Here is a 24,580-nt window from a genome sequence, read left to right on the forward strand (position 1 = left end):
GCCGCTCGGCCACCCCTCCGCAACGAAGCGAACTATAAACAGTGCCGATCCTCTTGTAAAGCCTGATCCCGTTCAATTGCCTGAAAAACAGGCATTCAAATCGCAAATGACGATTTATGCATCATTACGGCGATTTTGCCGTCAGGAATCCGCGCCCTGCCCCGTTCGGCGAGGTAAAGAAGGGTAAAACGACTTTAATGACGCTGCGCAACTACTTACACTCCAGTCTGATTGTATTTTCACCGACTTCCATCATCTTATAAGAGTGAGAATTTTATTATGGATCGTTACGTTGCCTCTTCGTCATCGCGCGCAGGCTCGTTGTTAAGCACACACCGGGTATTGCGTAATACGTATTTCCTGCTGGCCCTGACCTTAGGCGTTTCGGCCATTACTGCTACGGCGAGTACCGTTCTGCGTCTGCCCTCGCCTGGCTTTCTGCTGACGATTGTCGGTTTCTATGGCCTGATGTTCCTGACCTATCGCACGGCAAACAGCCCGGCAGGTATTCTTTCCGCCTTCGCCCTGACCGGTTTTATGGGTTACACGCTGGGGCCGTTGCTGAGCTCTCTGCTGGCCGCCGGTGCGGGTGATATTATTATGCTGGCGCTCGGCGGTACTGCGCTGGTGTTCTTCTGCTGTTCAGCCTACGTGTTGACCACCCGTAAAGACATGTCGTTCCTGTCAGGCATGATGATGGCTGGCTTTGTTGTCCTGCTGGTTGCGGTGATAGCGAACCTGTTCCTGCAAATTCCGGCGCTGTCTCTGGCCATCAGCTGCCTGTTCATTCTGTTCTCGGCGGGCGCGATTTTGTGGGAAACCAGTAATATCATTCACGGCGGCGAAACCAATTACATTCGCGCTACCGTCAGCCTGTATGTTTCGCTGTACAACGTGTTCGTCAGTCTGCTGAGTATTCTCGGTCTGTCATCGCGTAACTGATGACGCTTTATCAGGTGTAATCCACTGCTGATTTGTCCGAAGTAAATTGCAGCCCCGCTTCCCGCGGGGCTTTTTATTTTGTCAGGCACGGCTTTTTGCTAAACTGGCCGCTGCATTTTTACAGGTTTGAGGTTGTATGCTGGAGTTTGACGGTCAGGTTATTGAAACCGACGCACAGGGTTACCTGAAAAACAGTAAAGACTGGCAGGAAGGCATGGCGCCGCTGCTGGCAGAAGAAGAAGGTATCGAGCTGACCGAAGCGCACTGGGAAGTTGTGCGGTTCGTGCGTGAGTTTTACCTTGAATTTAACACGTCACCCGCCGTGCGCATGCTGGTGAAAGCCATGGCACAAAAATATGGCGAAGAGAAAGGCAACAGCCGCTATTTGTTCCGGCTGTTCCCGAAAGGCCCGGCCAAACAGGCCACGAAAATTGCAGGCCTGCCAAAACCGGTAAAATGCCTTTAACACGTTGAATCAGTATCTGATTTTGAAATCACTGTAATTGCCGGGTGCGGTTGGCTCACTGAGCACCCGATCCACCCGCGCATGTTTCGGTCCGCCCTGTTTCAGCCAGGCTAACAACTGATCCACTTTTTCCTGCTCGCCGCACATCACCACTTCTACGCTGCCGTCTTCCAGGTTTTTGGTGTAACCGGTGAGCCCTAATGCGGTGGCCTGATGTTGCGTGGAAAAACGAAAACCGACGCCCTGCACCATGCCGTGCACCCAGGCGGCTATACTGACTGTTGCCATAATAATCTCTCCGTTAGCGGTATGGTTCGTTGCAATTTCACCTGCATGACCGGACAATGTCGCTCTTTTTTGTCTCCGAACCGACAGAACCTAATTCTATGACTGCACGTTTAATTCTGGCCAAAGGCCGCGAAAAATCCCTTCTGCGCCGCCATCCGTGGGTGTTTTCCGGCGCTGTTCAGCGCGTCGATGGCAAAGCCAATTCCGGCGACACTATTGATATTGTAGACAGTCAGGGCAAATGGCTCGCGCGCGGTGCCTATTCGCCATCATCTCAAATTCGTGCCCGCGTCTGGACCTTCAGCCAGGACGAAGAGATCGACATCGACTTCTTTATCCGCCGTTTACAGCAGGCGCAGAACTGGCGTAATTATATCGCCAAACGCGACGGTCTGGATGGTTACCGCCTGATTGCCGGTGAATCTGACGGTCTGCCGGGTATCACCATCGACCGCTTCCAGAATTTTCTGGTCCTTCAATTGCTGTCTGCCGGTGCGGAATATCAGCGCGCGCCGCTGATTGCCGCCCTGCAACACTGCTACCCGGAATGTGCGATTTGGGATCGCTCCGACGTGGCCGTGCGTAAGAAAGAAGGTCTGGAAATGGTGCAGGGGCATGTGCTGGGCGGTGAGCCTCCTGCCCTGCTGCCGATTCAGGAACACGGCATGAGCCTGCTGGTGGATATTAAAGAAGGCCATAAAACCGGTTTTTACCTCGACCAGCGCGACAGCCGTCTTGCCGCACGCAACTATGCCGCGGGCCGTGACGTGCTGAACTGCTTCTCATATACCGGTGCATTTGCCGTTTCGGCGCTGATGGGCGGTTGTACTAAAGTCACCAACGTCGATACCTCTCAGGCGGCGCTGGATGTGGCGCGTCAGAACGTCGAGTTGAATAAGCTGGATCTGTCCAAAGCAGAATTTGTGCGCGAAGACGTTTTCCAGTTGCTGCGTAAATATCGCGCCGAAGGCAGACAGTTCGACATGATTGTCATGGATCCGCCGAAATTCGTGGAGAACAAGAACCAGCTGGCGAGTGCCTGCCGTGGTTACAAAGATATCAATATGCTGGCGCTGCAACTGATGCGCCCCGGCGGCATCCTGCTGAGCTTCTCCTGTTCCGGTCTGCTGCCTACAGATCTTTTCCAGAAGATTTTGGCCGACGCCGCACTGGACGCCCACCGCGAAATTCAGTTCGTCGAACAGTTCCGTCAGGCCGCCGACCATCCGGTCACCGGCGCTTATCCGGAAGGCTTGTATCTGAAAGGTTTCGCCTGTCTGGTGACAAACTGATTGATCACGGTGTGCTGTTTTGGCAGCACACCGGCGAATGTTTAGCGGATTAAGTGGTCGAAACTTGAAACAGCGCGTTTTATCTCCATATAGAAGATAAGACACTAATTTCAGGAGATGACTATGATTGCCAGTAAATTTGGTATCGGCCAGCAGGTCCGCCACAGAATGTTGGGCTATTTAGGCGTGGTAATCGATGTCGACGCGGAGTATTCGCTGGAAAAGCCTGATGTCGCTGAACTCGCGACCGACGACTCTCTGCGAGCCGCACCCTGGTATCACGTGGTGATGGAAGATGATGAGGGCCAGCCGGTGCATACCTATCTGGCTGAAATTCAGATTGATCACGAGGCAGCACGGGCGCACCCAGAGCAAACGTCTTTGGATGATCTGGCCGCATCGGTTCGCAGCCAGCTTCAGGCGCCACGCTTGCGTAACTGATCATCAGCAAAGCACATTAAAACCGGCCATCGCAGCCGGTTTTTTTATTTCGATTTTTGCCGTAAACGACGGTAAAAAAGATTGTTCGATAAGAACTATTGTTCGATGCCCAGGCGTGGGATTTCGATTTTCGGGCAGCGATCCATCACCACTCTCAACCCGGCCTCTTTCGCCAGCACTGCGGCCTGTTCGTTGATCACACCAATTTGCAGCCACAGGACTTTCGCTTTAATCGCAATCGCTTCCTGCGCCACGCCGTAAGCGGCGTCGGCATTGCGGAACACATCGACCATATCCACCGGATGCGGGATTTCCGCCAGCGAAGCGACGACTTTCTGCCCAAACAGCTCCTGCCCGGCAAGTTTAGGGCTGACCGGGGTGACCTCATAGCCCTGAGAAAGTAAGTAAGCCATGACGCCGTAACTCGGACGCCCCGGATTGTCACTGGCACCGACCAGTGCGATGGTTTTCACATTCTGCAGAATGTCGCGGATCTCATTGTCTTGCACGGGATTATCTCCTTTGACCTGTCTGAGCTAAGTGTAACTCAGCATCCGGATTCCGACAGTGCGGCGCTCATAAAAGGATAGCCAGACCTCAATCAGAAACGTGTGAATTTAAAACATTTTGTAAAACTTTGACACACTATCAGCGTTGCTGAATAATAGACGATGAAGAACGTTGTGTTTGAGGAGAGAAGAATGAAAGTCTGTCATGCGCTGGTCGCATTAGCGAGTCTCAGCCTGATGGCGTCAGCTTCGGCGACCTCCCTCAAACTTTCGCCAGACGTAGATGTTCTGGTGATCGACGGCAAACTGATGTCTGGTGCTATTCTCAAAGGTGCTGAAAGCCTCGAACTCGATGGCGGTCAGCATCAGATCCTGTTCCAGGTCAGCAAAAGTGTCCATTCTGCCGCACCGCAAACGCCTCTGCTTTACCATTCTCCGGCGTTTATCGTCACCTTTAACGCGCAAGGCCACCGCTCTGTTTCCTTCGTTCTGCCTTCATTAGACAGCGAAAAAGAAACCGTTCAGTTCACCCACGTGATGAATTATCAGCTGGTCAATGAACAGGGACGTCAGATTAAAACTCAGCGAGATGTGCTGAATATGTTTAATCCCGAACAGGTCGCTGACGCTGAAAAACTCATGATGACTTACAACCTGTCCGGTGCACGCGCAGCCGTGCCGTCGTTTGCCAAAAATAACGCTGAAAGAAAAACGGTAATGGCTCGCAAAATGCCTTCACAGATTGAGATAACTTATCTGCATCCGCTGTGGACGCGTCTCGCCGCCAATGCCGGCATCGAACAGTTTTTGCTCTGGTTTAAACTGCCGGTGAAACAAGAACAAGCGTCGTAACTTAATCTGCATCACGCATTCTCTTTCTTAACGCCAAATTATTGCCCCCGCCCTATGCAGTAAAACCCAGTTTCAGTATTCTGTGATCCACTCTTACTTTCGCGTTGAAGGGAATTAGATGGACTTCACAACCCGCACGATCGCCAAAAAAAAACATATTGCTCTTGTCGCGCACGATCATTGCAAAAATACTCTGATGAAATGGGTGGATAAAAACGTCGCTGAACTTTCTAAGCATGTCCTTTATGCCACCGGCACGACGGGGAATCTGGTTCAGCGCAACACCGGGATTAATGTCAAAAGTATGCTAAGTGGCCCGATGGGCGGCGATCAACAGGTCGGTGCGCTGATTGCGGAAGGGAAAATTGATATGCTGATTTTTCTGTGGGACCCGCTCAATGCTGTTCCGCACGATCCGGATGTCAAGGCGCTGCTGCGTCTGGCAACGGTGTGGAATATCCCCGTCGCCACTAACCTGTCTACCGCTGACTTTCTGATCCAGTCACCGCTATTCCAGTCAGAGGTTGAAATTACCATCCCTGATTATCAGCGCTATTTGTGGGCACGCTTAAAAGAATAATTTCTCGAAGGGCCCGGCAATCCGGGCCTTTGCGTTATGGTTTCCGCTGCACCGGTACGCCGATATCTTCCAGTTGCCCGATAAACACCGACGGGCGCGCTTTATCCTGCATCAGCCAGACCTGATGCTTTGCACGGGTCATCGCCACGTACAGCAAGCGCCGCTCTTCCGCATCCATGAAATTCTCCGGCTCCGGCAGTAACGCCTGTTCCAGCACCGATTCACGCGCCGGTGCGGGGAATCCGTCATTGCCTTCATGCAGCCCGACAATAATCACGTATTCCGCCTCCTGACCTTTACTGGCGTGAATGGTCATAAATTCCAGGTTCAGTTTCGGCCAGCGCGTGGCCGCTTTCTCCAGAATTTGCGGGCGCAGATGATGATAGCGCGCCAGCACCATAATTCGCTCTTCTGCCGTGACATAACCACTGAGCTTATCGAGCAGTTTTTCCATCTGATCCTCAGGAAGGATCACAACGTTTTTCTTGTTGCCCTTCGTCAGGCTGTTAAGCGGTTTTTTGAGCTGATACGGATTCTGCTGGACGAATTTATTGGCGATTTCACCAATGCGATCGTTAAAGCGATATGTGGTGTCGAGCGCGCATTGCGCGCCTTCACCAAAGTTCTCTGCAAACGCCGTTGTCAGTGAAAGCTCAGCGCCACTAAAACGGTAAATCGCCTGCCAGTCATCGCCGACGGCAAACAGACTGGTGTGTTTGTTGAGTTTTCGCAGCGCAGAAAGTAGCTGCGCCCGCTGTGGCGAAATATCCTGAAATTCATCCACCAAAATGTGTTTCCACGGACTGACGAAACGGCCTTTCTCCAGAATATTAACGGCCTGATGGATAAGCCCGGAAAAATCGACGGCGCCCTCTTCTTTGAGAGCAGTTTTCCACGCTTTCAGGAACGGGGCCATCAGGCGGATACGTTTCTGGAAAAGCTCTTTCACTTCTTCCGGCGCGGCCTCAATCATCTCCGCCTGACTGCCGCCGTGCATGCGCATCAGGCTTAGCCAGCGTTCAAGACGGCTGCCCAGACGTTCGGCCAGCGCTTTATTCTTCCAGTAATCGCCTTCCGGCACCGTCCATTCCAGCTCTTCAGTCATCCACTGACGCCAGCCGCTGGCCTGCACTTTTTTCTCGGCACACTGTTGTTGCCAGGTTTTGATGAGCAGGCTGCGGCGCGCTTTGGCATCGGTTTCCAGTTTGCTTATCTTCGGCGCTTTCTTGCTACCTTCCTGAATAATCTGTAAGGCCAGCGCATGGAACGTCTTGGCTTTGATGCCGTCGGTGTGCAGACGATCTTTAATGCGGGTGTTCATTTCATCAGCGGCCTGACGGCCAAACGCCAGCAGCAGAATTTGCTCCGGGTGTGCTTCCTGACGGCGCAGCAACCAGCCAGCGCGCGCCACCAGCACCGATGTTTTGCCGCTGCCCGCGCCAGCCAGTACCAGAACCGCATCTTCGCCATTGACAACTGCGCGGCACTGACTGTCGTTGAGCCCGGAAGCTTCAACGGTGTCGAAGAAGTCACGATTCTCAGCAATCACCCGTTCAGTCCAGGCCAGATTGCGCCGTTCTACGCTGCGCTTACCCTGTTCGAGCCAGCGCAGGCAGGTCTGATAATCATCGCGGCAGTTATCAAAATCATTCAAACGCTCAACCGGTACCGGTATGGCGGTAAAAGCCCCAGCGATGTCTTTTTGCACATCAGCAAGATCGACACGTTTGAACCATTTATCCTGCTGCTCAATGTGTTCTATTTTTTGAACTTGCCCGTGCAATACCCCGGCACTGACGTCGCTCATTTCAACGCTCCAGCTCTGCCAGACCTTGAGCAAATGCTGATAAAAACGCTGCGTTTCCTGCCATTCCGTGCCGTGCAGGCGCACGACTTTTTCATCCGGCAGTTCGAATTCCAGCTCACCCCAGACAATGCCGCGTTTGCAGCGGATCTGGATCAACTGATTGAAAGGGATCAGATAGTGATGTTTGTCGCCGCTGACTTCAACGCCCGCGTTCAGCATGCGTACCCGGTTGTAAGGGTGCTGTGCCAGATGTTTCCCGAAAGAAGTCGATTTCAATTCCATATCATCACACCGTGTTTTCTTTTTATTCCTGACGGAAAAATAGTATGCGTTATTTTACATCTTCAGAGTGGTAAAGCGTATTTAGGAGTTCCCCTTTGAACAGCAGAGGCGATCCGCTCCACAAAACAAGGTAGAATAAAGCAGGTGTTTCCATTTAGTGAACATGAAATCTTTTAACATTTTTAATAACTTCGGGAAGATCCCAACATGCGCACTGTACTCAATATTCTTAACTTTGTTTTAGGTGGTTTTTTCACCACGCTCGCCTGGCTGTTCGCCACGCTGGTCAGTATTGTGCTGATTTTTACCCTGCCGCTGACCCGCTCCTGCTGGGAAATCACCCGCCTGTCACTGCTGCCGTTTGGTAATGAAGCCGTCCATGTCGATGATTTATATCCTGAGAGACGTAATGCCGTGCTCTCCGGCGGTGGCACCCTGCTGAATATCTTCTGGTTGATTTTCTTTGGCTGGTGGTTATGTATTTCTCACATCGTTGCGGGTATCACCCAATGTATCAGTATTATCGGGATTCCTGTTGGCATCGCGAATTTTAAAATCGCCGCGATCGCTCTCTGGCCTGTCGGCCGCCGCGTGGTCTCTGTCGAGCTGGCCAAACAGATGCGTGAGGCCAATGCCGCCCGCCTTCGTGAAAATGGCCGTATTCGCTGAATAAAACTGCTTTTTAATGACCGTGACTTTTTTTGTTTAACGTGGGGTTTTCGTGCTCTCTATTGCACCAGGTTTAAGGCGTTACGCCTATAACAGCAATGTTCTTTATCACATCAGGATTTTCATTGCTCTGGCGGGTGCCGCAGCGGTGCCATGGTGGTTAGGTCAGACTACGCTGACCATACCCCTGACGCTGGGCGTGGTTGCCGCAGCGCTCGCCGACCTCGACGACCGGCTGGCTGGCCGTCTGCGCAATTTGCTGATTACGCTGGTGTGTTTTTTTATTGCATCGGCTTCAATAGAGCTGCTCTTCCCCCATCCGTGGCTGTTTGCGCCCGGCCTGATGCTCTCAACCTGCGGATTCATTTTGCTGGGCGCACTCGGTCAGCGCTACGCCACTATCGCGTTTGGCGCGTTACTGATTGCGATTTACACCATGCTTGGCACCAGTATGTACCATATCTGGTATCAGCAACCGCTGCTCCTGCTGGCAGGTGCCATATGGTATAACTTGCTGACTCTTGCCGGGCATTTGATCTACCCTATCCGCCCCCTTCAGGATCAGATTTCCCGCTGTTTCACTCAGCTGGCCGCCTATCTGGAAGCCAAGGCGACCTTGTTCGACCCCGATCAGGAAGACAATAATCAGCAGCTGGTGGAACTCGCGATGGCCAACGGGCAGTTGGTTGCCACGCTGAACCAGACCAAAAATACGCTGCAAACCCGCCTGAAAGGTGACCGTGGGCAGAAAGGCACGCGCCGCACGCTGCATTACTATTTTGTCGTGCAGGATATTCACGAGCGCGCCAGTTCTTCCCATGTGAAATACCTGAAACTCAGTGAACAGTTCCACCACAGCGACATCCTGTTTCGCTTCCAACGCCTGATGAGTATGCAAGCGCGCGCCTGTTCTCAACTTTCACAGTGCATTCTTTATCGTCAGCCCTACTCGCACAACAGCCAGTTCGAGCGTGCCTTTGCGCGACTCGAAGAAGCGCTAAAACGCCTGGAAGCGCAGGGGGATCATCGGGAAATGTTACAGGCATTGCGTCATCTTTTACGCAACCTGCATGCGATCGATGCACAGCTGGCAAACATTGAGTCAGAGCAGTCAGAACCTGAGAATCATTCCGGCAAGAGTCCTTTTGCCGAAGATCGGTTAACCGGACTGGATGATATCTGGCTGCGCATTTCGCGGCATTTTACGCCGCAGTCGGTGCTGTTTCGCCACGCCATTCGCATGTCCGTCGTACTCTTTGTCGGATATGTGTTTATTCAGGTAAGCGGAATGAATCACGGATACTGGATTTTGCTGACCAGCCTGTTTGTTTGTCAGCCCAACTATAGCGCGACGCGTCGTCGTTTAGCGCTGAGGATTATCGGCACACTGGCCGGTATCGCGATCGGTATTCCGATCCTGTATTTCGTCCCTTCCGTTGACGGTCAGATGATCCTGATTGTCATCAGTGGACTGTTATTCTTCGCATTTCGTACCGTGCAATATGCGCAGGCCACCATGTTTATCACCCTATTGGTGTTGTTGTGTTTCAATTTGCTGGGCGAAGGTTTCGAAGTGGCCATACCGCGTATTATCGATACGGTGATTGGCTGTGGGATTGCGTGGGCGGCAGTGACCTATATCTGGCCTGACTGGAAATTCCGCCAGATTGACAAAGTGGTCAGCAAAACCTTTGAAGCTAACTGCCGCTATCTGGATGCTATTTTGGTCCAATATCATCAGGGCAAAGATAACAGCCTGGATTACCGTCTGGCACGTCGTGATGCGCACAACTGCGATGCCGAATTGGCTTCCGTGGTCTCCAACATGAGCTCAGAGAAAAATAACGATCCTGCTACGCTCGAAGCTGCGTTCAGACTGTTATGCCTCAATCACACCATGCTGAGCTACATTTCAGCACTCGGTGCGCACCGGGAAAAACTTGAAGATACGGAAACACTTCGCCTGCTCGATGATGCGGCATGTTGTGTGGATGGTGCTCTCAATCATATGCCGACAGAAACAGACCGGATTCAGCGTGCGCTTAATCATCTGACTGCGCGGATCCAATTACGAACGACAGAATCCGACAGTAAAGAACAGCTCGTACTGCAGCAGATTGGTTTGCTGGTGGCTCATTTACCTGAGCTCACCAGCCTGAACAACAAAATTCTGCCCGGACAAAGTCATCTCTGATAAGCATGCCCCGTGCGAGTCAACTAGCTGCGACGTTATGTGTATTTTGTCGTTGCTGCTCCAGCTGCTCTTGCTGATGGTTGTACCACTGAGTTAACAACTCACGGGATGCCATTGGCAGAGCCGCTTCATGAAAGCCCAGAATTGCGCCTTCAAGGGCCATCAATATGTTGATACTCAGATCCTTTTTGACTGCGCAGAGCTTTTCATACGTCACGCACGCCCCTTGCAGGCGAAGATCATCTGAGTTTTCGATACCCACTTCCCACAGCATTCTTTCTAATGCCAGCGTCAGATTGGGTAAGTCTTTGAGCCGCCCGGCTTCGTTGTTTTTTCGTCTGTCGATATCACGCTGCATTCCTCGCAGAGAAAGCATTGCCATCCGACGCAATGCTCTGGGCTTCTCCCACTGGGCTTTACTCACCTTAAAATAACGGAGCAGGACGGCCATCCCGCGTTTACGATAAATCAGCCTTTCCATGCCCTGCTCACAAAAATACTGTTCGGTTTCTTGGCTCGCACGCAGATACAGTTCACCGTCTGAGACCAGGGCAAACATCACGCGATTAGCCGATAAACTGTACCCTCCAAACTGGGAGCGGGCGCGAATATTACCTAATGAAGCGAAGAGTTCCATACATTGAAGAATACGTTTTTTTGACTGAGTTATCATTGCGTTATCCTTTTCATATTAATTCCATACACCCCATTTATGGGTTAGCTAAACAGCTAAAATCAAAATACGCAATGCGACGCATCCCGCCAAATACAAAATGCATTTGCAGCCTGTTACCTTCGAAATTTGCGAGATATCTTGGAAAAAATTGGGTTGATCTTTGTTCATCGCCAGAGTACTGTACATTCATACAGTAACTCACTGGGGTACATCACTATGCGAACTCAACAACATGCAAATCATCATTTTAGTCAGCTTGCTTTGCCGGTAAGTCATCCACAGGTAAATACGTCTGCATCCCTGAATAATGGTCTGATCACTGAGTTCGTCTATAGTGCGAGCCAACCTGCTTTTGCCCAGTTATTGCTGCCTCTGCTTCAACATCTCGGCACACAGTCCCGCTGGTTGTTATGGCTTACGCCACAACAAAAACTGAGTCGTGTTTGGTTGTCTCAATCGGGCTTACCTGTCGATAAAATGGTTCAGGTGAATCAAATTACGGCAATGTCGACAGTAGATGCGATGGAAAAAGCGCTGCAAACAGGAAATTACAGCGTGGTGTTGGGATGGCTACCCGAATTGAACGATATGGAGAGAGAAAGACTGCAAATTGCAGCACGTCAGGGAGGGGCTTACGGGTTCATTATGAAGCCAACAAATGAGCAAAGTTCAGCCAATGGACATCACTCAACAGTAAAAATTCACTCTTCTGTATATCATTAGTTCAAATTAGGAATGTTCTGATGAAAATAATACGGAACTTAGTGATTTGTGCTGGAACAAGCGCCAAAGCCAGTAAAAACGGGCATTCCTGACGCAGATATCCTCCAAGTTTTGTCAACAAAAGGTCAAACACGTTAAGAAATGTGTACATTTTTCCCTTTTTTTCCACGGTGTTAACACTTCAAGCTTGTAAGTTTCGCGCCACGTTGTAGACTTTACAACGCCAAGGTTGCTCTATAATGCCAACGTAAAGTGGCAAGTTCCTAATTGACGCAATAACCTTGGCGTAAGGATTTTAACCAAGGGCTTACAGCTTAAAGCTCAATTGCCTATTTGGATGATAACGAGGCGCAAAAATGAAAAAGACAGCTATCGCATTAGCAGTGGCACTGGCAGGTTTCGCTACCGTAGCGCAAGCCGCCCCTAAAGATAACACCTGGTATACCGGTGGTAAATTGGGCTGGTCCCAATACCATGACACTGGTTTCGCAAATGCTTACGAAGGTATCGGCAACGGCCCTACCCACGAAAGCCAACTGGGTGCAGGTGCGTTCTTGGGTTACCAAGCGAACCAATACCTGGGCTTTGAAATGGGATATGACTGGCTTGGTCGCATGCCTTCTAAAGGCAGCGTAAACAACGGCGCGTTCAAAGCACAAGGCGTTCAGCTGGCTGCTAAACTGAGCTACCCACTGACTGACGAACTGGACATCTACACCCGTCTGGGTGGTATGGTTTGGCGTGCAGACTCTAAAGGTAACTTCAACAATGGCGCAGCTGGCCGCATCAGCGACCACGACACCGGTGTTTCTCCACTGGCAGCCGTTGGTCTTGAATACGCAGTTACCAAAAACTGGGCTACCCGTCTGGATTACCAGTGGGTTAACAACATTGGTGACGCAGCTACTGTTGGCGCACGTCCTGATAACGGCATGCTGGCTGTGGGTGTTTCTTACCGTTTCGGTCAAGATGAAGCCGCTGCTCCAGTTGTTGCTCCAGCACCAGCACCAGCTCCAGTTGTAGAGACTAAGAAATTCACTCTGAAATCTGACGTTCTCTTCAACTTCAACAAAGCGACTCTGAAACCAGAAGGCCAACAGGCTCTGGATCAGCTGTACAGCCAGTTGAGCTCAATCGATCCTAAAGACGGTTCTGTTATCGTTCTGGGTTACACCGACCGTATCGGTTCAGAACAATACAACCAGAAACTGTCTGAGCAACGTGCTCAGAGCGTAGTAGATTACCTGGTATCTAAAGGTATCCCTGCTAACAAGATCTCTGCACAAGGCCAGGGTAAATCTAACCCAGTTACTGGTTCTACCTGTGACTCCGTTAAAGGCCGTGCTGCTCTGATCGACTGCCTGGCACCAGACCGTCGTGTAGAAATCGAAGTTAAAGGCTACAAAGATACTGTTACTCAGCCACAGGCTTAATAACACTCTTTAGCTTTTACTACAGATATCAAAAACCCCGCCAAGGCGGGGTTTTTTTATGTCTTATTTTTATGACTGAAGGTGGATTTTGGTTCAGCAACTTCAGTATTATTCATGACACACTAATGATGAGCAGATTAGCTGTCTTGTTTGCCCAGAATCTGCTGCAAATCTTCTTTCAGTGAAGACATCTGATTAGCGTATTTCTCTTTACGTTCAGCGTCTTCGAGCAGTTGAATAATTGTATCGGATAACGTCGCACCACGTCGTTGCGCAAGCCCAGCCAAACGCTGCCAGACCAGAAACTCAAGATCGATGGACTTCTTACGGGTGTGCTGATGTTCGGCGTTGAAATGGCGTTTGCGGCGCGCACGAATAGTTTGTTTGAGACGATTTTCCAGTGCCGGATTCATATTGTTAGCAATCCAGTCCATGACCTTCACCGGCTCACTTTCCAGACTGAGAAGTTGATTCACCGATTCCTGGGCAGCGCTGTTCTCTAAATGGCGGGTGATCCGCTCACCTTCCCGGTGTTTTTTGACCAGATACTTCCATTTCCAACCACTTTCCAGATTTTCCAGTTGCTGATATTTCATCGTGAACTCTTATGTGACCACGTAACTTTACTAAGCATAACAGCTTTGTTTCATTTTTCACTGCAAATAAACCCGCATATTTTGTTTGTTTTTTGCGCACCCGTTCAGCAATGTGCAGTAACTCGAATTCGGTCGTGACTCTCATTGTATGCAGCAGTGTTTATTCTTGTATAATCGCACTTTCCCTTTTTATAGAAAACAGCTAACACATTGACCAATAACCGACTTGACTGGCAGCTTTTACTGCCCGACTCCGCGCCTTACGAGGCAATCTTTGCAACGGCTGCCCAGTTAGCCCCTGTCGATTTCGCTGGAACTCAGCCTCGGCTGGAAAATGGTTTAACGCTGTTTTGTCATCCCCGCTCGCGCCCCCGCTTTATGATCCTTAAAGCGCAAGAAAATCGCGAGTATCTTTCCCGTATCTCCAATGTGGTCAGCGATCTGGTGCCTGAGCCGGATGACATCGTCGGGAACCGCTATCATATTGAAGGTAACAAGGTGACATTGCTGGCGGCTAAATCGGCAGAAGATCCCTTTGCAGCCAAGTTTACCTGCCAGTACCGCGAATGGATTGAACCTGAACAGCTGTTTGGCTGCGTCCGTGTGTATAAAGACCAGATCCAGCTTGAACCAGGTCTGGTGCATAACATCAACGGTGGCGTGCTGGTATTGTCGATTCGCAGCCTGCTCGCTCAGCCACTGATGTGGTTACGTCTGAAGCAGATGATTACTGAAGGGCAATATCATTGGGTATCACCTGATGAAACACGCCCTTTGCCCGCGACCATTCCGCCGATGCCGTTGGATATCCGCGTGATTCTGGTCGGTGATCGTCTGTCTCTGGGAGATCTCAGCGATATGGAACCGGAGCTGATGGATTCTTCCATCTACGGTGAATTCGAAGCTGACCTGCCACTGACCGAACTGAGCGACATGGAAACCTGGTGTGGATATGTCAATACGCTGGCGGATGAGCTGGAAGTCCCACGACTTGCTGCGGATGCGTGGCCAGAGTTTCTGAAAATAGCAATCCGGCAGAGTACCGATCAGGGCAGCCTGACATTAGACCCGGTATGGCTGAATATGCAACTTAGCGAAGCGGCTCTCTACAATGAAGACGAGCTTCTGAGCGCTAAGGCGTTAGAAGCGGCGTCCAATGCCCGCGCATGGCGTGAGAGCTATTTGCAGGAACGCATGCAGGATGAAATTGAGCTGGGGCAGATCCGCATTGAAACCGAAGGTGAAGTCGTCGGTCAGATCAACGGCCTCTCCGTTCTGGAATATCCAGGGCACCCGAGGGCGTTAGGTGAACCTTCACGCATTAGTTGTGTCGTACACACCGGCGACGGCGAATTTACTGATGTCGAACGTAAAGCGGAACTGGGCGGTAATCTTCATGCCAAAGGTATGATGATCATGCAGGCCTTTTTGATATCCGAGTTAGAGCTCGACCAGCCACTGCCCTTCTCCGCCTCGATTGTGTTTGAGCAGTCTTACGGAGAAGTGGATGGCGACAGCGCCTCCCTTGCTGAACTTTGCGCATTGATCAGTGCGCTCTCGATGCAGCCGATTAACCAGCAAATTGCGGTGACTGGCTCTGTCGATCAGTTTGGGAACGTGCAACCTATTGGTGGCGTTAATGAGAAAATCGAAGGTTTCTTCGAAGTTTGTCAACGTCGCGGTTTGACCGGTAAGCAAGGGGTCATTCTGCCAACCAGCAACGTGCGTAACTTGTGTCTGCATCCGCAGGTTCTTGACGCCGTTCGCGAAGGCCAGTTTCATTTATGGGCAGTAGACAACGCAGCCGAAGCGCTGCCAATCCTGACCGGACTGATTTACTCAAACGAAGGGGAAGGTGAAGAAGAGCGCCCGAGTTTGTTGGGGTTGATTCAGCAGCGCATTGCGCTGGCAACATCGCAAGGTGGCCCGCGTTATCCCTGGCCTCTTCGCTGGTTGAACTGGTTTAATCACAGCTGATCGGAGTTGTTCAGCTTACAGCTGTAAGCTAATCTTCGCCCTTCATTAAAATAAGGCTTACATAGAACATGGTAGATAAACGCGATTCCTATACGAAAGAAGACCTCATAGCTTCCGGCCGCAGTGAACTCTTCGGCGCTGGCGGTCCTCCGTTACCGTCAGGCAACATGCTGATGATGGATCGCATCGTCAAGATGCAAGAAGATGGTGGCACCCATGGCAAAGGCTATGTAGAAGCTGAGCTGGATATCAATCCGGACCTGTGGTTCTTCGGCTGCCACTTCATCGGTGACCCGGTGATGCCTGGTTGTCTGGGTCTGGACGCCATGTGGCAGTTAGTGGGCTTCTACCTGGGCTGGCTCGGTGGCGAAGGCAAAGGCCGCGCCCTCGGTGTCGGCGAGGTGAAATTCACCGGTCAGGTTCTGCCAACGGCTAAAGTGGTGACTTATCGCCTGAACTTCAAGCGCGTCATCAACCGTAAACTGATCATGGGCGTCGCCGATGGTGAAGTACTGGTTGACGGTGTGGTGATCTACACCGCAACCGATCTGAAAGTCGGTCTGTTCAAGGACGCTGCTGCGTTCTAAACGTTTAATACCGCGTTTGACAGAACGGCGAGCCTGTAAGGTTCGCCGTTTTTTTATGCCTGATGATTTTGTTTTTATTATTTTTATTGAGAACACTTTGACGGGAATCGTGACTGCGTCACCCGGGCCCTACAAACGAAAACCTCCGCGCGCAGCGGAGGTCGTTCCTTATTCTGACAGAGCTGTCGCTTAAGCGTTTACAGCCCTGACCTCCATGGCTTGTCGCCAACCCCCGAGCCAATGTGATCGGGCATCTAATGATTGGTAGGGGCAAATCTCTTTTGAGCGCCCGCCGATACCTGCTTGGTAACCACGTGATTGTGCCCGTTCCAGGCGATCGCGTTTTTGTCTCTTCATGCCTTATATCCCTCATTTATTCAGGTCTAGGTGGAAAGAAAACAGTGGTACGCTTCTGCGTCCACCTCTAACAAATAGCCGTTATCGCAAACGAGGTCAATGCTCAAAATTCACGCCAATGTCATAAATTTGAGATATTTTATCGGATTGCGCGCAAATAAATCGCGTCTCAGGATTCACATCTGGCTGATCACAAATAAAAAATCCCGGCGTCTGAAATTCAGAAACCGGGATTTTTATAATTTAGCTTAAATAAAATTAAGCTTAAAAGTTTTTTATCTGACCTGTGCGGCTATCTGGCTTGCTTCATGCTGCCATCCGGTCGCCAGGGTTCTGACCAGAGCGTCATACCCGTCTTCACCCTGTTTCATATTCAGTGCAAAATCACGCTGAACGGTCTGCCCCTGACGAGTCAGCGTCCAGCTACCACTTACCACGACGATGCCATCATATCGGCCGTGGAAACCAGTGACGTTCACATTCAGCACATCCTGATCGTCAGAACTGGCTGGCTGACCTGAAACCAGATAGCCGGGCAAATCCCGGCGCAGATAAGTCACCAGTGATTGCTGAAGCTGCTGATCCAGCGGGCTTGCCCACAGGTTATTTTGCGTCAGCGTGTATTGCACATCATTAGTCTGATACACCAGCCCCGAACCTGCCAGATAATCAGCCACGCTCACGTGCTCAACCCACAGCTTACGCTGCTCGACCATGCCGGATGACAACACGTTGCCCTCTGCCGGTGCGCTGCTCAGCACAGGCAACTGATAGTAGGTTTTCTGGTCACTGCTGCTACAGGCAGTCAGGAATAATGCAAAGACGACGGGTATCCATTTTTTCATTATTTGGCCTTCTTCGGCTGAGGATCATCTTGCCCTGGGGCGGCGAAAATCAGAGCGTTACTTTTCTGGTTCAGCGTTTTAAGCACCGGCTGAAGCTCGCGCAAGGTCTTATCAAGACTTTGCATATCGCCCACCAGATTGCCGTACGCAGGTGAACCCGGCTGGAAACCTTTAAGGCTGCGGTTAAGCTGGATCAGCGTCTGCTGCATATCCTGAGGTAGCGCCTTAATCTCTTTGCTGCTGACAATCGCATTCAGAGACTCGATGGTTTTCTGCGTGGATTTCATCGTTCTCTGACTTTCGGCCAGTGTACTGGTGGCTTCACGCAGCATAGGTTCGATCGGCAGATTGTTGATTTTATCCAGCGTGGTCATCAGTTTTTGCTGGATCTGCGCGAATCCACCACTCACGGTCGGCAGCAGTTTATGTCCGGCAACTTCCAGCGGCCCTTTCCACGGTTTTTCATTCGGATAGAAATCCAGATCGACATACATCGAACCTGTCAGCAAGTTGGCTGATTTCATCGAGGCACGCAGTCCCTGCGAGATACCATCACGAATATGATCGGCAATGTTGAAATCGCTGCCGAGCAACTGCGCAAAACGATCCGGTTCAATGCGGATCAGAACAGGAATACGATAGTCGTTCGCAATTTGCTGTTTCAGCGCATTGATCGGGAAAGGTACTTCTGAAACCGTACCGAGCCTGATGCCGCGGAATTCGACCGGTGCCCCCGGTTGCAGGCCGCGAATAGAATCAGAGAAGAACATCACGTAATCCATGTGGCGGGTATACAGCGATTCCTGAATACTTTTCTGATCGTCAAACAGCTGGTAGTTATCGCCGTTTTTCGCTTCCTGGCCCTGCGTCCAGCCATTAGGAATATCAAAACTGACGCCACCGCTAAACAACGTGGTCAGCGAACCCATTTCTACACGCATACCGGCGGCTGACATGTCAAAGTTCACGCCGCTGTCTTTCCAGAAGCGAACATTGTCAGATACCAGCGTGTCGTACGGCGCGCGGATGAACAGCTGATATTTGATATTACGGGCTTTCGGATCAAAGTGGCTGGTTTCAACCGTACCTACCTGGAAACCACGGAACAGCACAGGGTCACCGGGGCTAAGCTGACCAGAGCGTTCACTCTCGAGAACCACGCGGATACCTTTAGCATCCGGCGAGGCCAGCGGCGGAGAATCATCAAGTTTATATTCTGATTTTTCGCCGCCTTTATTGCCCGGTTGTAGCTGGATATACGCCCCGGACAACAATGTGCCCAGACCGGAAATACCTTCGCGGCCGATTTGCGGTTTCACCACCCAGAACACCGAATCATCACGCAGCATTTTTTCCATACCGGTGTTCAGACGCGCCTTGATGATCACCTGCTGCAGGTTCTCGCTCAACGTCACGGACTCTACTTTACCCACATCGACGTTTCGGCTTTTGATGGTGGTTTTCCCGCCCTCAATCCCTTCCGCCGTCGTGGTGATCAGAGTGACTTCCGGTCCCTGATGGCTGTAGTGGTAAAACAGGATCCATGCCCCGATCAGCGCAGTGACAATCGGAACAATCCACACTGGTGACCAGCGTTTAATCTTTTCTACTTTGGCAGTTCCGTCATGCTCTGCCATATTATTTCCTGCCATCTTGTGGCTCCTTTGTAGACTTCATTCCGGCACGATCCCAAATGAGCCTTGGGTCAAACGTCATTGCAGCGAACATAGTGAGGATGACGACGCCAGCAAACAGCAGCGCGCCGATGTCCGGATAAATACTCATGAGCTGCCCCATTCTTACCAGCGCAGAAAGTACCGCAATTACAAACACGTCGATCATCGACCAGCGGCCAACAAATTCAACCAGTTCATAAATCACATGCAACCTTTCACGGTCGATTTCTTTATTGCTGTTTGCGTCCCAGCATAGCCACGCAATAGCAATCATTTTTAAAGTCGGCACCATGATACTGGCGATAAAAATCACCATGGCAACCGGGTACGAACCGTCACTCCACAGCAGTACGACACCTGCCATGATCGTCGAAGGCATCGGGGTTCCCAATACCTGCGTGATCATAATTGGCAGCAGATTCGCCGGGAGATATAACAAAATTGAAGTGACCAGCAGCGCCATCGTCCATTGCAGGCTGTTCTTACGCCGTGCGTGTCCTTTACTTTTACAACGCCCGCACTCGCTCTGATCGACCGGCAAAATCGCCATGCAGCAGTGACAGGAGCGAAGTCCCTGACGCAGACCGCTTTCACCCACGCGAACCGGTTGCTCCACCGCCGGTGCTGGCTCGATGTGCTGCCATAGCCAGAAACGATCGGTGCACTGGAAGGCCCGCAGTTGCAGTAAACAAAACAGGACATAAGGGATGAAACTGGTACCGACTCCCACGTCACCGTAGGCCATCAGTTTCACGAAGCTGACCAGAACGCCGGCGAGAAAAATCTCCACCATGCACCAGCTTTTCAGCCTGAACATGGTGCGGGCGATACTGACTTTCCAGTGGACGGGAATATTCATCCCCTGATAAAGGATGATGATCGACATCATGCAGATTGCCGGAAGCAGCTGCACCACGATCATAAACAGTGATGCCATACTGGCGTAATCTTCTGACACCAATACCTGCGGGATCTGCACCAGCGTGACTTCGCTGCTCAGCCCGGCAACATTCATGTTTACAAAGGGGAAAAGGTTGGCCAGCACCAGCATAAATAAGGCGCTGATTGCGTAACCGACAGGACGTCTGCGTGGTTCATTCCAGCGGGTTGTCAGCGTTGTATGACAACGGGGACACACGGCTTTTTGCCCGATATGCAGACCAGGTATTGCCACCAGCATGTCGCATTGGGGGCATAAAATGTGCGGGCCATGGGCATCAGAACACACAATCGACTCCTCAATAGCGGAAAGGCCAAAGATATCGGCAACCGGTTATCCATTAGACCGGTTACCGATAAGCGTACAGTGTTAGCCGTTTTTCTGCGCTTCCAGCGCTTCCCAACGTTCGAACGCCTGCTCTAATTCCTGCTCTGCCGCAGCGAAAGCGGCAAGCACTTGCTGAGTTTCTTCATGAGGAAGTGTGAAGAAGTTCGCATCGCTCATCTGCTGTTGCAGTGCTTCAATTTTCTCTTCCAGTGTGCTGATTTGCAGAGGCAATTGTTCCAGCTCACGTTGTTGATTATAGCTGAGCTTGTTCGCCGTGCGTTTGGCCGGTTCTGCTTTAGGTTGTGCAGACGGCTTACTTTCGGTCGGCGCAACCTGACGGATTGGCTTCTGGTTACGGCGCTGCTGCTGCGCATCAAAATAGCCGCCCACATAGCTATTGATCACACCGTTGCCTTCGTAAATCCAGCATTCTGTCGCCGAGTTATCGACGAACTCACGGTCATGGCTCACCAGCATCACGGTGCCCTGATAGCTGTCGATCATCTCTTCCAGCAGCTCCAGCGTTTCCACATCCAGGTCATTGGTCGGTTCATCGAGAATCAACAGGTTGCTTGGACGCAGGAACAATTTAGCCAGCAGCAGGCGGTTACGTTCGCCGCCTGACAGCGCTTTCACCGGCGTCATTGCGCGTTTCGGGTGGAACAGGAAGTCCTGCAGGTAACCCAGCACATGGCGGGAACGACCATTGACCATGACTTCCTGTTTACCTTCGGCAAGGTTATCCATCACGGTACGTTCAGGATCAAGTTCGGCACGATGCTGATCGAAGTAAGCCACTTCCAGCTTGGTACCGCAGTGAACGCGGCCGCTGTCGGCCTGAATCTGACTTAACATCAGTTTGAGCAACGTGGTTTTACCACAGCCGTTCGGACCTACCAGCGCAATTTTATCACCGCGCATGACTTGTGCAGAGAAGTGGCTTACCAGCTGCTTACCGGCAATCGCGTAGCTGACATCTTCCATTTCGAAGACAATCTTGCCGGACGTTGAGGCTTCAACAACCTGCATTTTGGCGGTGCCCATCACTTCACGACGGTCTGAACGCTCTTTACGCAACGCTTTCAGAGCACGAACGCGGCCTTCATTACGGGTACGACGCGCTTTAATGCCCTGACGGATCCAGACTTCTTCCTGCGCCAGTTTCTTGTCGAATTCAGCATTTTGCAGTTCTTCAACACGCAACGCTTCTTCTTTCGCCAGCAGGTAAGCTTCGTAGTTGCCGGGATAGGACACCAGTTTACCGCGATCGAGATCGACAATCCGGGTCGCCATATTGCGGATGAAAGAACGGTCATGGGAAATGAAGATGATGCTGCCCTGAAACTCTTTCAGGAAGTCTTCCAGCCACGCGATACTCTCGATGTCCAGGTGGTTGGTCGGTTCGTCGAGCAACAAGATTTGCGGCGCGCTGACCAGTGCACGGCCCAGCGCAGCTTTACGCAGCCAGCCGCCGGACAGAGATTTCAATTCGGTATCCGCATCCAGCCCCAGTTTCAACAGCACTTCGTTGATCCGGCTGTCGAGCTGCCAAAGGCCCTGATGATCGAGGATCTCCATCACCTGCGCCAGTTTGTTCATGTTCTTTTCGCTCGGGTCAGTTTCGACCAGATGCGAAATGGCGTGATAGGCCTTCAGATGCTCAGCCTGCTCAAATACGCCTTCAGAGACGAAATCAAACACGGTACCGGCAACGTTACGTGGCGGATCCTGTTGCAGACGCGCCACAATCAGATCCTGTTCGTACACGATGCGCCCGTCATCGAGCGGCACTTCGCGGTTCAGAATTTTCATCAGCGTCGATTTACCGGCGCCGTTACGGCCAACAAGGCAAACGCGCTCGTTTGGCTCAATGTGCAATTCGGTGTTATCCAACAGCGGCGAGTCACTGAATGACAGCCAGGCACCTGACATACTAATTAACGACATAAACTTTATTTTTCCTCGCCAGCATGGGACAGCAGCCAGCAGTTATGAATTTGACGATTACGGGCGAAATCCTGTGACAGGGTTTGGCTGGTGATTTCTTTCGCGCTCAGACCCAGCTTGCTCAGTCCGTCGAGATCCATCTGGAAACCGCGCTTATTGTTGGAGAACATGATGGTACCGTTGCGACGCAGGATACGCTTCAGATCTTTCATTAATGAAAGATGATCGCGCTGAACGTCGAAACTTTCGGCCATGCGTTTGGAGTTAGAGAACGTCGGTGGATCGATAAAGATCACGTCAAACTGTTCGTCGCACATGCCGAGGTAAGACAGGCAATCCGCCTGAATCAGGCGATGCTGACGACCGGTCAGGCCGTTAACGCGCAAGTTTTTCTCCGCCCACTCCAGATAAGTACGGGACATATCTACGGTGGTAGTGCTGCGTGCGCCGCCCAGACCTGCATGGACACTGGCGGTGCCGGTGTAAGCAAACAGGTTAAGGAAGTCTTTACCGTTACTCATCTCGCCCAGCATTTTACGCGCGATGCGGTGATCGAGGAATAAACCGGTATCGAGATAATCGGTCAGGTTCACCCAAAGCTTGGCATTAAACTCTTCAACCAGCTGGAATTCACCTTTCTGCGCCAATTTTTCGTACTGGTTGGTGCCCTTCTGACGTTCGCGAGTTTTCAACACCAGCTGGCTGGATGAAACATCCAGCACGGAGAGCGTAGCATTTATCACGTCGAACAGACGCTGACGGGCTTTTTGCGCATCAACCGTTTTTGGCGGTGCGTATTCCTGAACCACGACTTTGCTGCCATAGCGATCGACGGCCACGTTGTAATCCGGCAAATCGGCGTCATACAGGCGATAACATTCGATCCCCTGCTGTTTGGCCCATTTTTCCAGTTTTTTGACGTTCTTGCGCAGACGGTTGGCGTAATCTTCGGCCATTTGCACGCCCGCAGCGCCGGTCGGATTTTCCGACAGCTGATAGTTTTTCTGCACGCATTCCAGCGGGCCATTTTTCGCTTTGAACTGGCGGTCGGCGCGCAATTGCACGCAGCTCAGCAATTCAGGCGATGCGCTGAATAGAGACAGCTGCCAGCCGCCGAACTGCATCTTCATGATGCGGCCCAGCTGGTTATGCAGCGCAATCAGCGCCGGTTCACTTTCCAGACGCTCGCCGTATGGCGGGTTGCTGATGACGGTGCCGGTCGGGCCTTCAGGTAACGGATTCACCAGTTTACCGACTTCAGCGGCTTCGAAACTGATCAACTCTGAAACACCCGCACGACGGGCGTTGGAGCGCGCCATCTCGATCACACGACTGTCGATATCAGAGCCAAAGAAACGCGAGGTGGTTTCCTGCACGGCGCGGCGGGTGCGTACCTGCGCTTCCGTTGTCAGTTCACGCCACAGTTCGGTATCAAATTTATTCCAGCCGGTGAAACCCCAGTGCGGGCGATGCAAGCCCGGCGCGCGATCGGCAGCGATCATGGCCGCTTCGATAAGCAAAGTACCGGAACCACACATCGGATCCAGCATCGGTGTGCCCGACTGCCAGCCGGAACGCATCACGATCGCGGCTGCGAGGTTTTCTTTCAGCGGTGCCTGTCCGGCCAGATCACGGTAGCCGCGCTGATGCAGGCCTTCACCGCTCAGATCCAGCGCCACGCTGGCGGTGTCACGTTGCAGGAAGACGTTAACGCGGATGTCAGGCAACTGCTTCGCGACGTTAGGACGTTCGTCCATTTTGCGGGTAAAGCTGTCAACGATGGCATCTTTGACTTTCAGTGCACCGTACTGACTGTTGCGAATTTCGTCGTTCAGGCCGCTGAAATGGACCGCGAAGGTTTTATCGACGCTGAAAATTTCCGGCCAGTCGATCGCCATCACGCCCATATACAGGTCTAAGTCACTGTGGACTTTGAATTCGTTCAGAGGCAGAAGGATGCGCGAAGCCAGACGGCTCCACAGCAAGCTTTTATACATCAGGCGATCGTCACCTTCAAAATGCACCCCTCCCTGCACAACTTTGCAGGCTTGCGCACCCAGCGTTTCCAGTTCGCTTTTTAACAGTTCTTCCAGTCCACGCGCCGTGCTGGCAAACAAAGAGTTCATATCGACATATCACCAAAAATAAAATAGTTGCGCATTATAGCTAATCCC

Annotated in this window: 24 protein-coding genes; 13 read left to right on the top strand and 11 right to left on the bottom strand. The window is 51.6% G+C overall.

The window, feature by feature from the left end; translation table 11 throughout:
• The 3 genes from TU92_RS22370 to tusE all read left to right on the top strand — a co-directional run.
• On the top strand, positions 1-187 hold a 187-nt coding region (locus tag TU92_RS22370), incomplete at its 5' end, for a hypothetical protein (RefSeq protein WP_211182592.1).
• Between the two features lie 92 nt (positions 188-279).
• Positions 280-942, top strand: a complete 663-nt coding sequence (yccA, locus tag TU92_RS08695; RefSeq protein WP_112166263.1) for an FtsH protease modulator YccA — start codon at positions 280-282, stop codon at positions 940-942.
• 136 nt (positions 943-1,078) lie between these two features.
• A complete protein-coding gene (gene tusE / locus TU92_RS08700) occupies positions 1,079-1,408 on the top strand; it encodes a sulfurtransferase TusE (RefSeq protein ID WP_112166265.1) in 330 nt (109 codons plus the stop codon).
• Positions 1,409-1,417: 9 nt separating this feature from the next.
• On the opposite strand, the gene yccX is transcribed toward tusE, so the two are convergent.
• The gene (gene yccX / locus TU92_RS08705; protein ID WP_112166267.1) at positions 1,418-1,696 is read right to left on the bottom strand and encodes an acylphosphatase; all 279 of its coding nucleotides are present in this window, start codon (positions 1,694-1,696) and stop codon (positions 1,418-1,420) included.
• Positions 1,697-1,794: 98 nt separating this feature from the next.
• Between yccX and rlmI the strand changes: the two genes are divergently transcribed.
• Entirely contained in the window at positions 1,795-2,988 is a 1,194-nt protein-coding gene (rlmI, locus tag TU92_RS08710; protein ID WP_112166269.1) for a 23S rRNA (cytosine(1962)-C(5))-methyltransferase RlmI, read from the top strand.
• A gap of 123 nt (positions 2,989-3,111) precedes the next feature.
• The gene (gene hspQ / locus TU92_RS08715) at positions 3,112-3,429 is read left to right on the top strand and encodes a heat shock protein HspQ (protein WP_112166271.1); all 318 of its coding nucleotides are present in this window, start codon (positions 3,112-3,114) and stop codon (positions 3,427-3,429) included.
• Between the two features lie 95 nt (positions 3,430-3,524).
• Here the strand turns inward: hspQ and TU92_RS08720 are convergent, their stop codons facing one another.
• Positions 3,525-3,938: a CoA-binding protein gene (locus TU92_RS08720; RefSeq protein ID WP_112166273.1), complete on the bottom strand. Its 414-nt coding sequence runs from the start codon at positions 3,936-3,938 to the stop codon at positions 3,525-3,527.
• Positions 3,939-4,130: 192 nt separating this feature from the next.
• Here TU92_RS08720 and TU92_RS08725 point away from each other — a divergent pair, with 192 nt between their 5' ends.
• The gene (locus tag TU92_RS08725; protein ID WP_112166275.1) at positions 4,131-4,790 is read left to right on the top strand and encodes a YccT family protein; all 660 of its coding nucleotides are present in this window, start codon (positions 4,131-4,133) and stop codon (positions 4,788-4,790) included.
• A gap of 118 nt (positions 4,791-4,908) precedes the next feature.
• Positions 4,909-5,370, top strand: a complete 462-nt coding sequence (gene mgsA / locus TU92_RS08730) for a methylglyoxal synthase (RefSeq protein WP_112166278.1) — start codon at positions 4,909-4,911, stop codon at positions 5,368-5,370.
• A gap of 34 nt (positions 5,371-5,404) precedes the next feature.
• Here the strand turns inward: mgsA and helD are convergent, their stop codons facing one another.
• Positions 5,405-7,459, bottom strand: coding sequence for a DNA helicase IV (gene helD / locus TU92_RS08735; RefSeq protein WP_112166280.1), 2,055 nt, complete (start codon positions 7,457-7,459; stop codon positions 5,405-5,407).
• A gap of 207 nt (positions 7,460-7,666) precedes the next feature.
• Here helD and TU92_RS08740 point away from each other — a divergent pair, with 207 nt between their 5' ends.
• Positions 7,667-8,128, top strand: a complete 462-nt coding sequence (locus TU92_RS08740; RefSeq protein ID WP_112166282.1) for a YccF domain-containing protein — start codon at positions 7,667-7,669, stop codon at positions 8,126-8,128.
• Positions 8,129-8,180: 52 nt separating this feature from the next.
• Positions 8,181-10,322 carry a YccS family putative transporter gene (yccS, locus tag TU92_RS08745; RefSeq protein ID WP_112166284.1) on the top strand — a complete coding sequence of 714 codons (2,142 nt, stop codon included), beginning with the start codon at positions 8,181-8,183 and terminating at the stop codon, positions 10,320-10,322.
• Positions 10,323-10,341: 19 nt separating this feature from the next.
• Here yccS and TU92_RS08750 read toward each other — a convergent pair whose 3' ends face one another.
• The gene (locus TU92_RS08750; protein WP_112166286.1) at positions 10,342-10,995 is read right to left on the bottom strand and encodes a TfoX/Sxy family DNA transformation protein; all 654 of its coding nucleotides are present in this window, start codon (positions 10,993-10,995) and stop codon (positions 10,342-10,344) included.
• Between the two features lie 219 nt (positions 10,996-11,214).
• Here TU92_RS08750 and sulA point away from each other — a divergent pair, with 219 nt between their 5' ends.
• Together sulA and ompA are read left to right on the top strand one after the other, a co-directional pair.
• Positions 11,215-11,721, top strand: coding sequence for an SOS-induced cell division inhibitor SulA (gene sulA / locus TU92_RS08755; protein WP_112166288.1), 507 nt, complete (start codon positions 11,215-11,217; stop codon positions 11,719-11,721).
• Positions 11,722-12,077: 356 nt separating this feature from the next.
• Entirely contained in the window at positions 12,078-13,154 is a 1,077-nt protein-coding gene (ompA, locus tag TU92_RS08760; RefSeq protein WP_112166290.1) for a porin OmpA, read from the top strand.
• Positions 13,155-13,291: 137 nt separating this feature from the next.
• On the opposite strand, the gene matP is transcribed toward ompA, so the two are convergent.
• Positions 13,292-13,750, bottom strand: coding sequence for a macrodomain Ter protein MatP (gene matP / locus TU92_RS08765; RefSeq protein WP_112166292.1), 459 nt, complete (start codon positions 13,748-13,750; stop codon positions 13,292-13,294).
• A 210-nt stretch (positions 13,751-13,960) separates the two neighbouring features.
• Here matP and TU92_RS08770 point away from each other — a divergent pair, with 210 nt between their 5' ends.
• Positions 13,961-15,727 carry an AAA family ATPase gene (locus TU92_RS08770; protein WP_112166294.1) on the top strand — a complete coding sequence of 589 codons (1,767 nt, stop codon included), beginning with the start codon at positions 13,961-13,963 and terminating at the stop codon, positions 15,725-15,727.
• A 68-nt stretch (positions 15,728-15,795) separates the two neighbouring features.
• Complete coding sequence (gene fabA, locus TU92_RS08775; protein ID WP_056769330.1) at positions 15,796-16,314, top strand: bifunctional 3-hydroxydecanoyl-ACP dehydratase/trans-2-decenoyl-ACP isomerase; 519 nt, start codon at positions 15,796-15,798, stop codon at positions 16,312-16,314.
• A 189-nt stretch (positions 16,315-16,503) separates the two neighbouring features.
• Here the strand turns inward: fabA and rmf are convergent, their stop codons facing one another.
• From rmf to rlmKL, 6 genes are all read right to left on the bottom strand, one after another.
• Positions 16,504-16,671 carry a ribosome modulation factor gene (gene rmf / locus TU92_RS08780; protein WP_112166295.1) on the bottom strand — a complete coding sequence of 56 codons (168 nt, stop codon included), beginning with the start codon at positions 16,669-16,671 and terminating at the stop codon, positions 16,504-16,506.
• Positions 16,672-16,946: 275 nt separating this feature from the next.
• The gene (gene pqiC / locus TU92_RS08785; protein WP_112166297.1) at positions 16,947-17,516 is read right to left on the bottom strand and encodes a membrane integrity-associated transporter subunit PqiC; all 570 of its coding nucleotides are present in this window, start codon (positions 17,514-17,516) and stop codon (positions 16,947-16,949) included.
• Complete coding sequence (gene pqiB / locus TU92_RS08790; RefSeq protein WP_112166299.1) at positions 17,516-19,168, bottom strand: intermembrane transport protein PqiB; 1,653 nt, start codon at positions 19,166-19,168, stop codon at positions 17,516-17,518. The genes pqiC and pqiB overlap by 1 nt, the downstream gene beginning before the upstream one ends.
• A complete protein-coding gene (gene pqiA, locus TU92_RS08795; protein ID WP_425272534.1) occupies positions 19,155-20,423 on the bottom strand; it encodes a membrane integrity-associated transporter subunit PqiA in 1,269 nt (422 codons plus the stop codon). The genes pqiB and pqiA overlap by 14 nt, the downstream gene beginning before the upstream one ends.
• 78 nt (positions 20,424-20,501) lie before the next feature.
• Positions 20,502-22,406, bottom strand: a complete 1,905-nt coding sequence (locus TU92_RS08800; RefSeq protein ID WP_112166304.1) for an ABC transporter ATP-binding protein — start codon at positions 22,404-22,406, stop codon at positions 20,502-20,504.
• 5 nt (positions 22,407-22,411) lie between these two features.
• Complete coding sequence (rlmKL, locus tag TU92_RS08805) at positions 22,412-24,532, bottom strand: bifunctional 23S rRNA (guanine(2069)-N(7))-methyltransferase RlmK/23S rRNA (guanine(2445)-N(2))-methyltransferase RlmL (protein ID WP_112166306.1); 2,121 nt, start codon at positions 24,530-24,532, stop codon at positions 22,412-22,414.
• Between the last annotated feature and the right edge of the window lie 48 nt (positions 24,533-24,580).

Origin of the sequence: Rahnella inusitata (genome assembly GCF_003263515.1) — a bacterium.
GTDB lineage: Bacteria > Pseudomonadota > Gammaproteobacteria > Enterobacterales > Enterobacteriaceae > Rahnella > Rahnella inusitata.

Bases quoted from the DNA above. Each gene is read 5' to 3' on its own strand.
- yccA (WP_112166263.1), top strand. From the start codon at position 280: ATGGATCGTTACGTTGCCTCTTCGTCATCGCGCGCAGGCTCGTTGTTA.
- tusE (WP_112166265.1), top strand. From the start codon at position 1,079: ATGCTGGAGTTTGACGGTCAGGTTATTGAAACCGACGCACAGGGTTAC.
- yccX (WP_112166267.1), bottom strand. From the start codon at position 1,696: ATGGCAACAGTCAGTATAGCCGCCTGGGTGCACGGCATGGTGCAGGGC.
- rlmI (WP_112166269.1), top strand. From the start codon at position 1,795: ATGACTGCACGTTTAATTCTGGCCAAAGGCCGCGAAAAATCCCTTCTG.
- hspQ (WP_112166271.1), top strand. From the start codon at position 3,112: ATGATTGCCAGTAAATTTGGTATCGGCCAGCAGGTCCGCCACAGAATG.
- TU92_RS08725 (WP_112166275.1), top strand. From the start codon at position 4,131: ATGAAAGTCTGTCATGCGCTGGTCGCATTAGCGAGTCTCAGCCTGATG.
- mgsA (WP_112166278.1), top strand. From the start codon at position 4,909: ATGGACTTCACAACCCGCACGATCGCCAAAAAAAAACATATTGCTCTT.
- helD (WP_112166280.1), bottom strand. From the start codon at position 7,459: ATGGAATTGAAATCGACTTCTTTCGGGAAACATCTGGCACAGCACCCT.
- TU92_RS08740 (WP_112166282.1), top strand. From the start codon at position 7,667: ATGCGCACTGTACTCAATATTCTTAACTTTGTTTTAGGTGGTTTTTTC.
- TU92_RS08750 (WP_112166286.1), bottom strand. From the start codon at position 10,995: ATGATAACTCAGTCAAAAAAACGTATTCTTCAATGTATGGAACTCTTC.
- sulA (WP_112166288.1), top strand. From the start codon at position 11,215: ATGCGAACTCAACAACATGCAAATCATCATTTTAGTCAGCTTGCTTTG.
- ompA (WP_112166290.1), top strand. From the start codon at position 12,078: ATGAAAAAGACAGCTATCGCATTAGCAGTGGCACTGGCAGGTTTCGCT.
- matP (WP_112166292.1), bottom strand. From the start codon at position 13,750: ATGAAATATCAGCAACTGGAAAATCTGGAAAGTGGTTGGAAATGGAAG.
- fabA (WP_056769330.1), top strand. From the start codon at position 15,796: ATGGTAGATAAACGCGATTCCTATACGAAAGAAGACCTCATAGCTTCC.
- rmf (WP_112166295.1), bottom strand. From the start codon at position 16,671: ATGAAGAGACAAAAACGCGATCGCCTGGAACGGGCACAATCACGTGGT.
- pqiC (WP_112166297.1), bottom strand. From the start codon at position 17,516: ATGAAAAAATGGATACCCGTCGTCTTTGCATTATTCCTGACTGCCTGT.
- pqiB (WP_112166299.1), bottom strand. From the start codon at position 19,168: ATGGCAGGAAATAATATGGCAGAGCATGACGGAACTGCCAAAGTAGAA.
- TU92_RS08800 (WP_112166304.1), bottom strand. From the start codon at position 22,406: ATGTCGTTAATTAGTATGTCAGGTGCCTGGCTGTCATTCAGTGACTCG.
- rlmKL (WP_112166306.1), bottom strand. From the start codon at position 24,532: ATGAACTCTTTGTTTGCCAGCACGGCGCGTGGACTGGAAGAACTGTTA.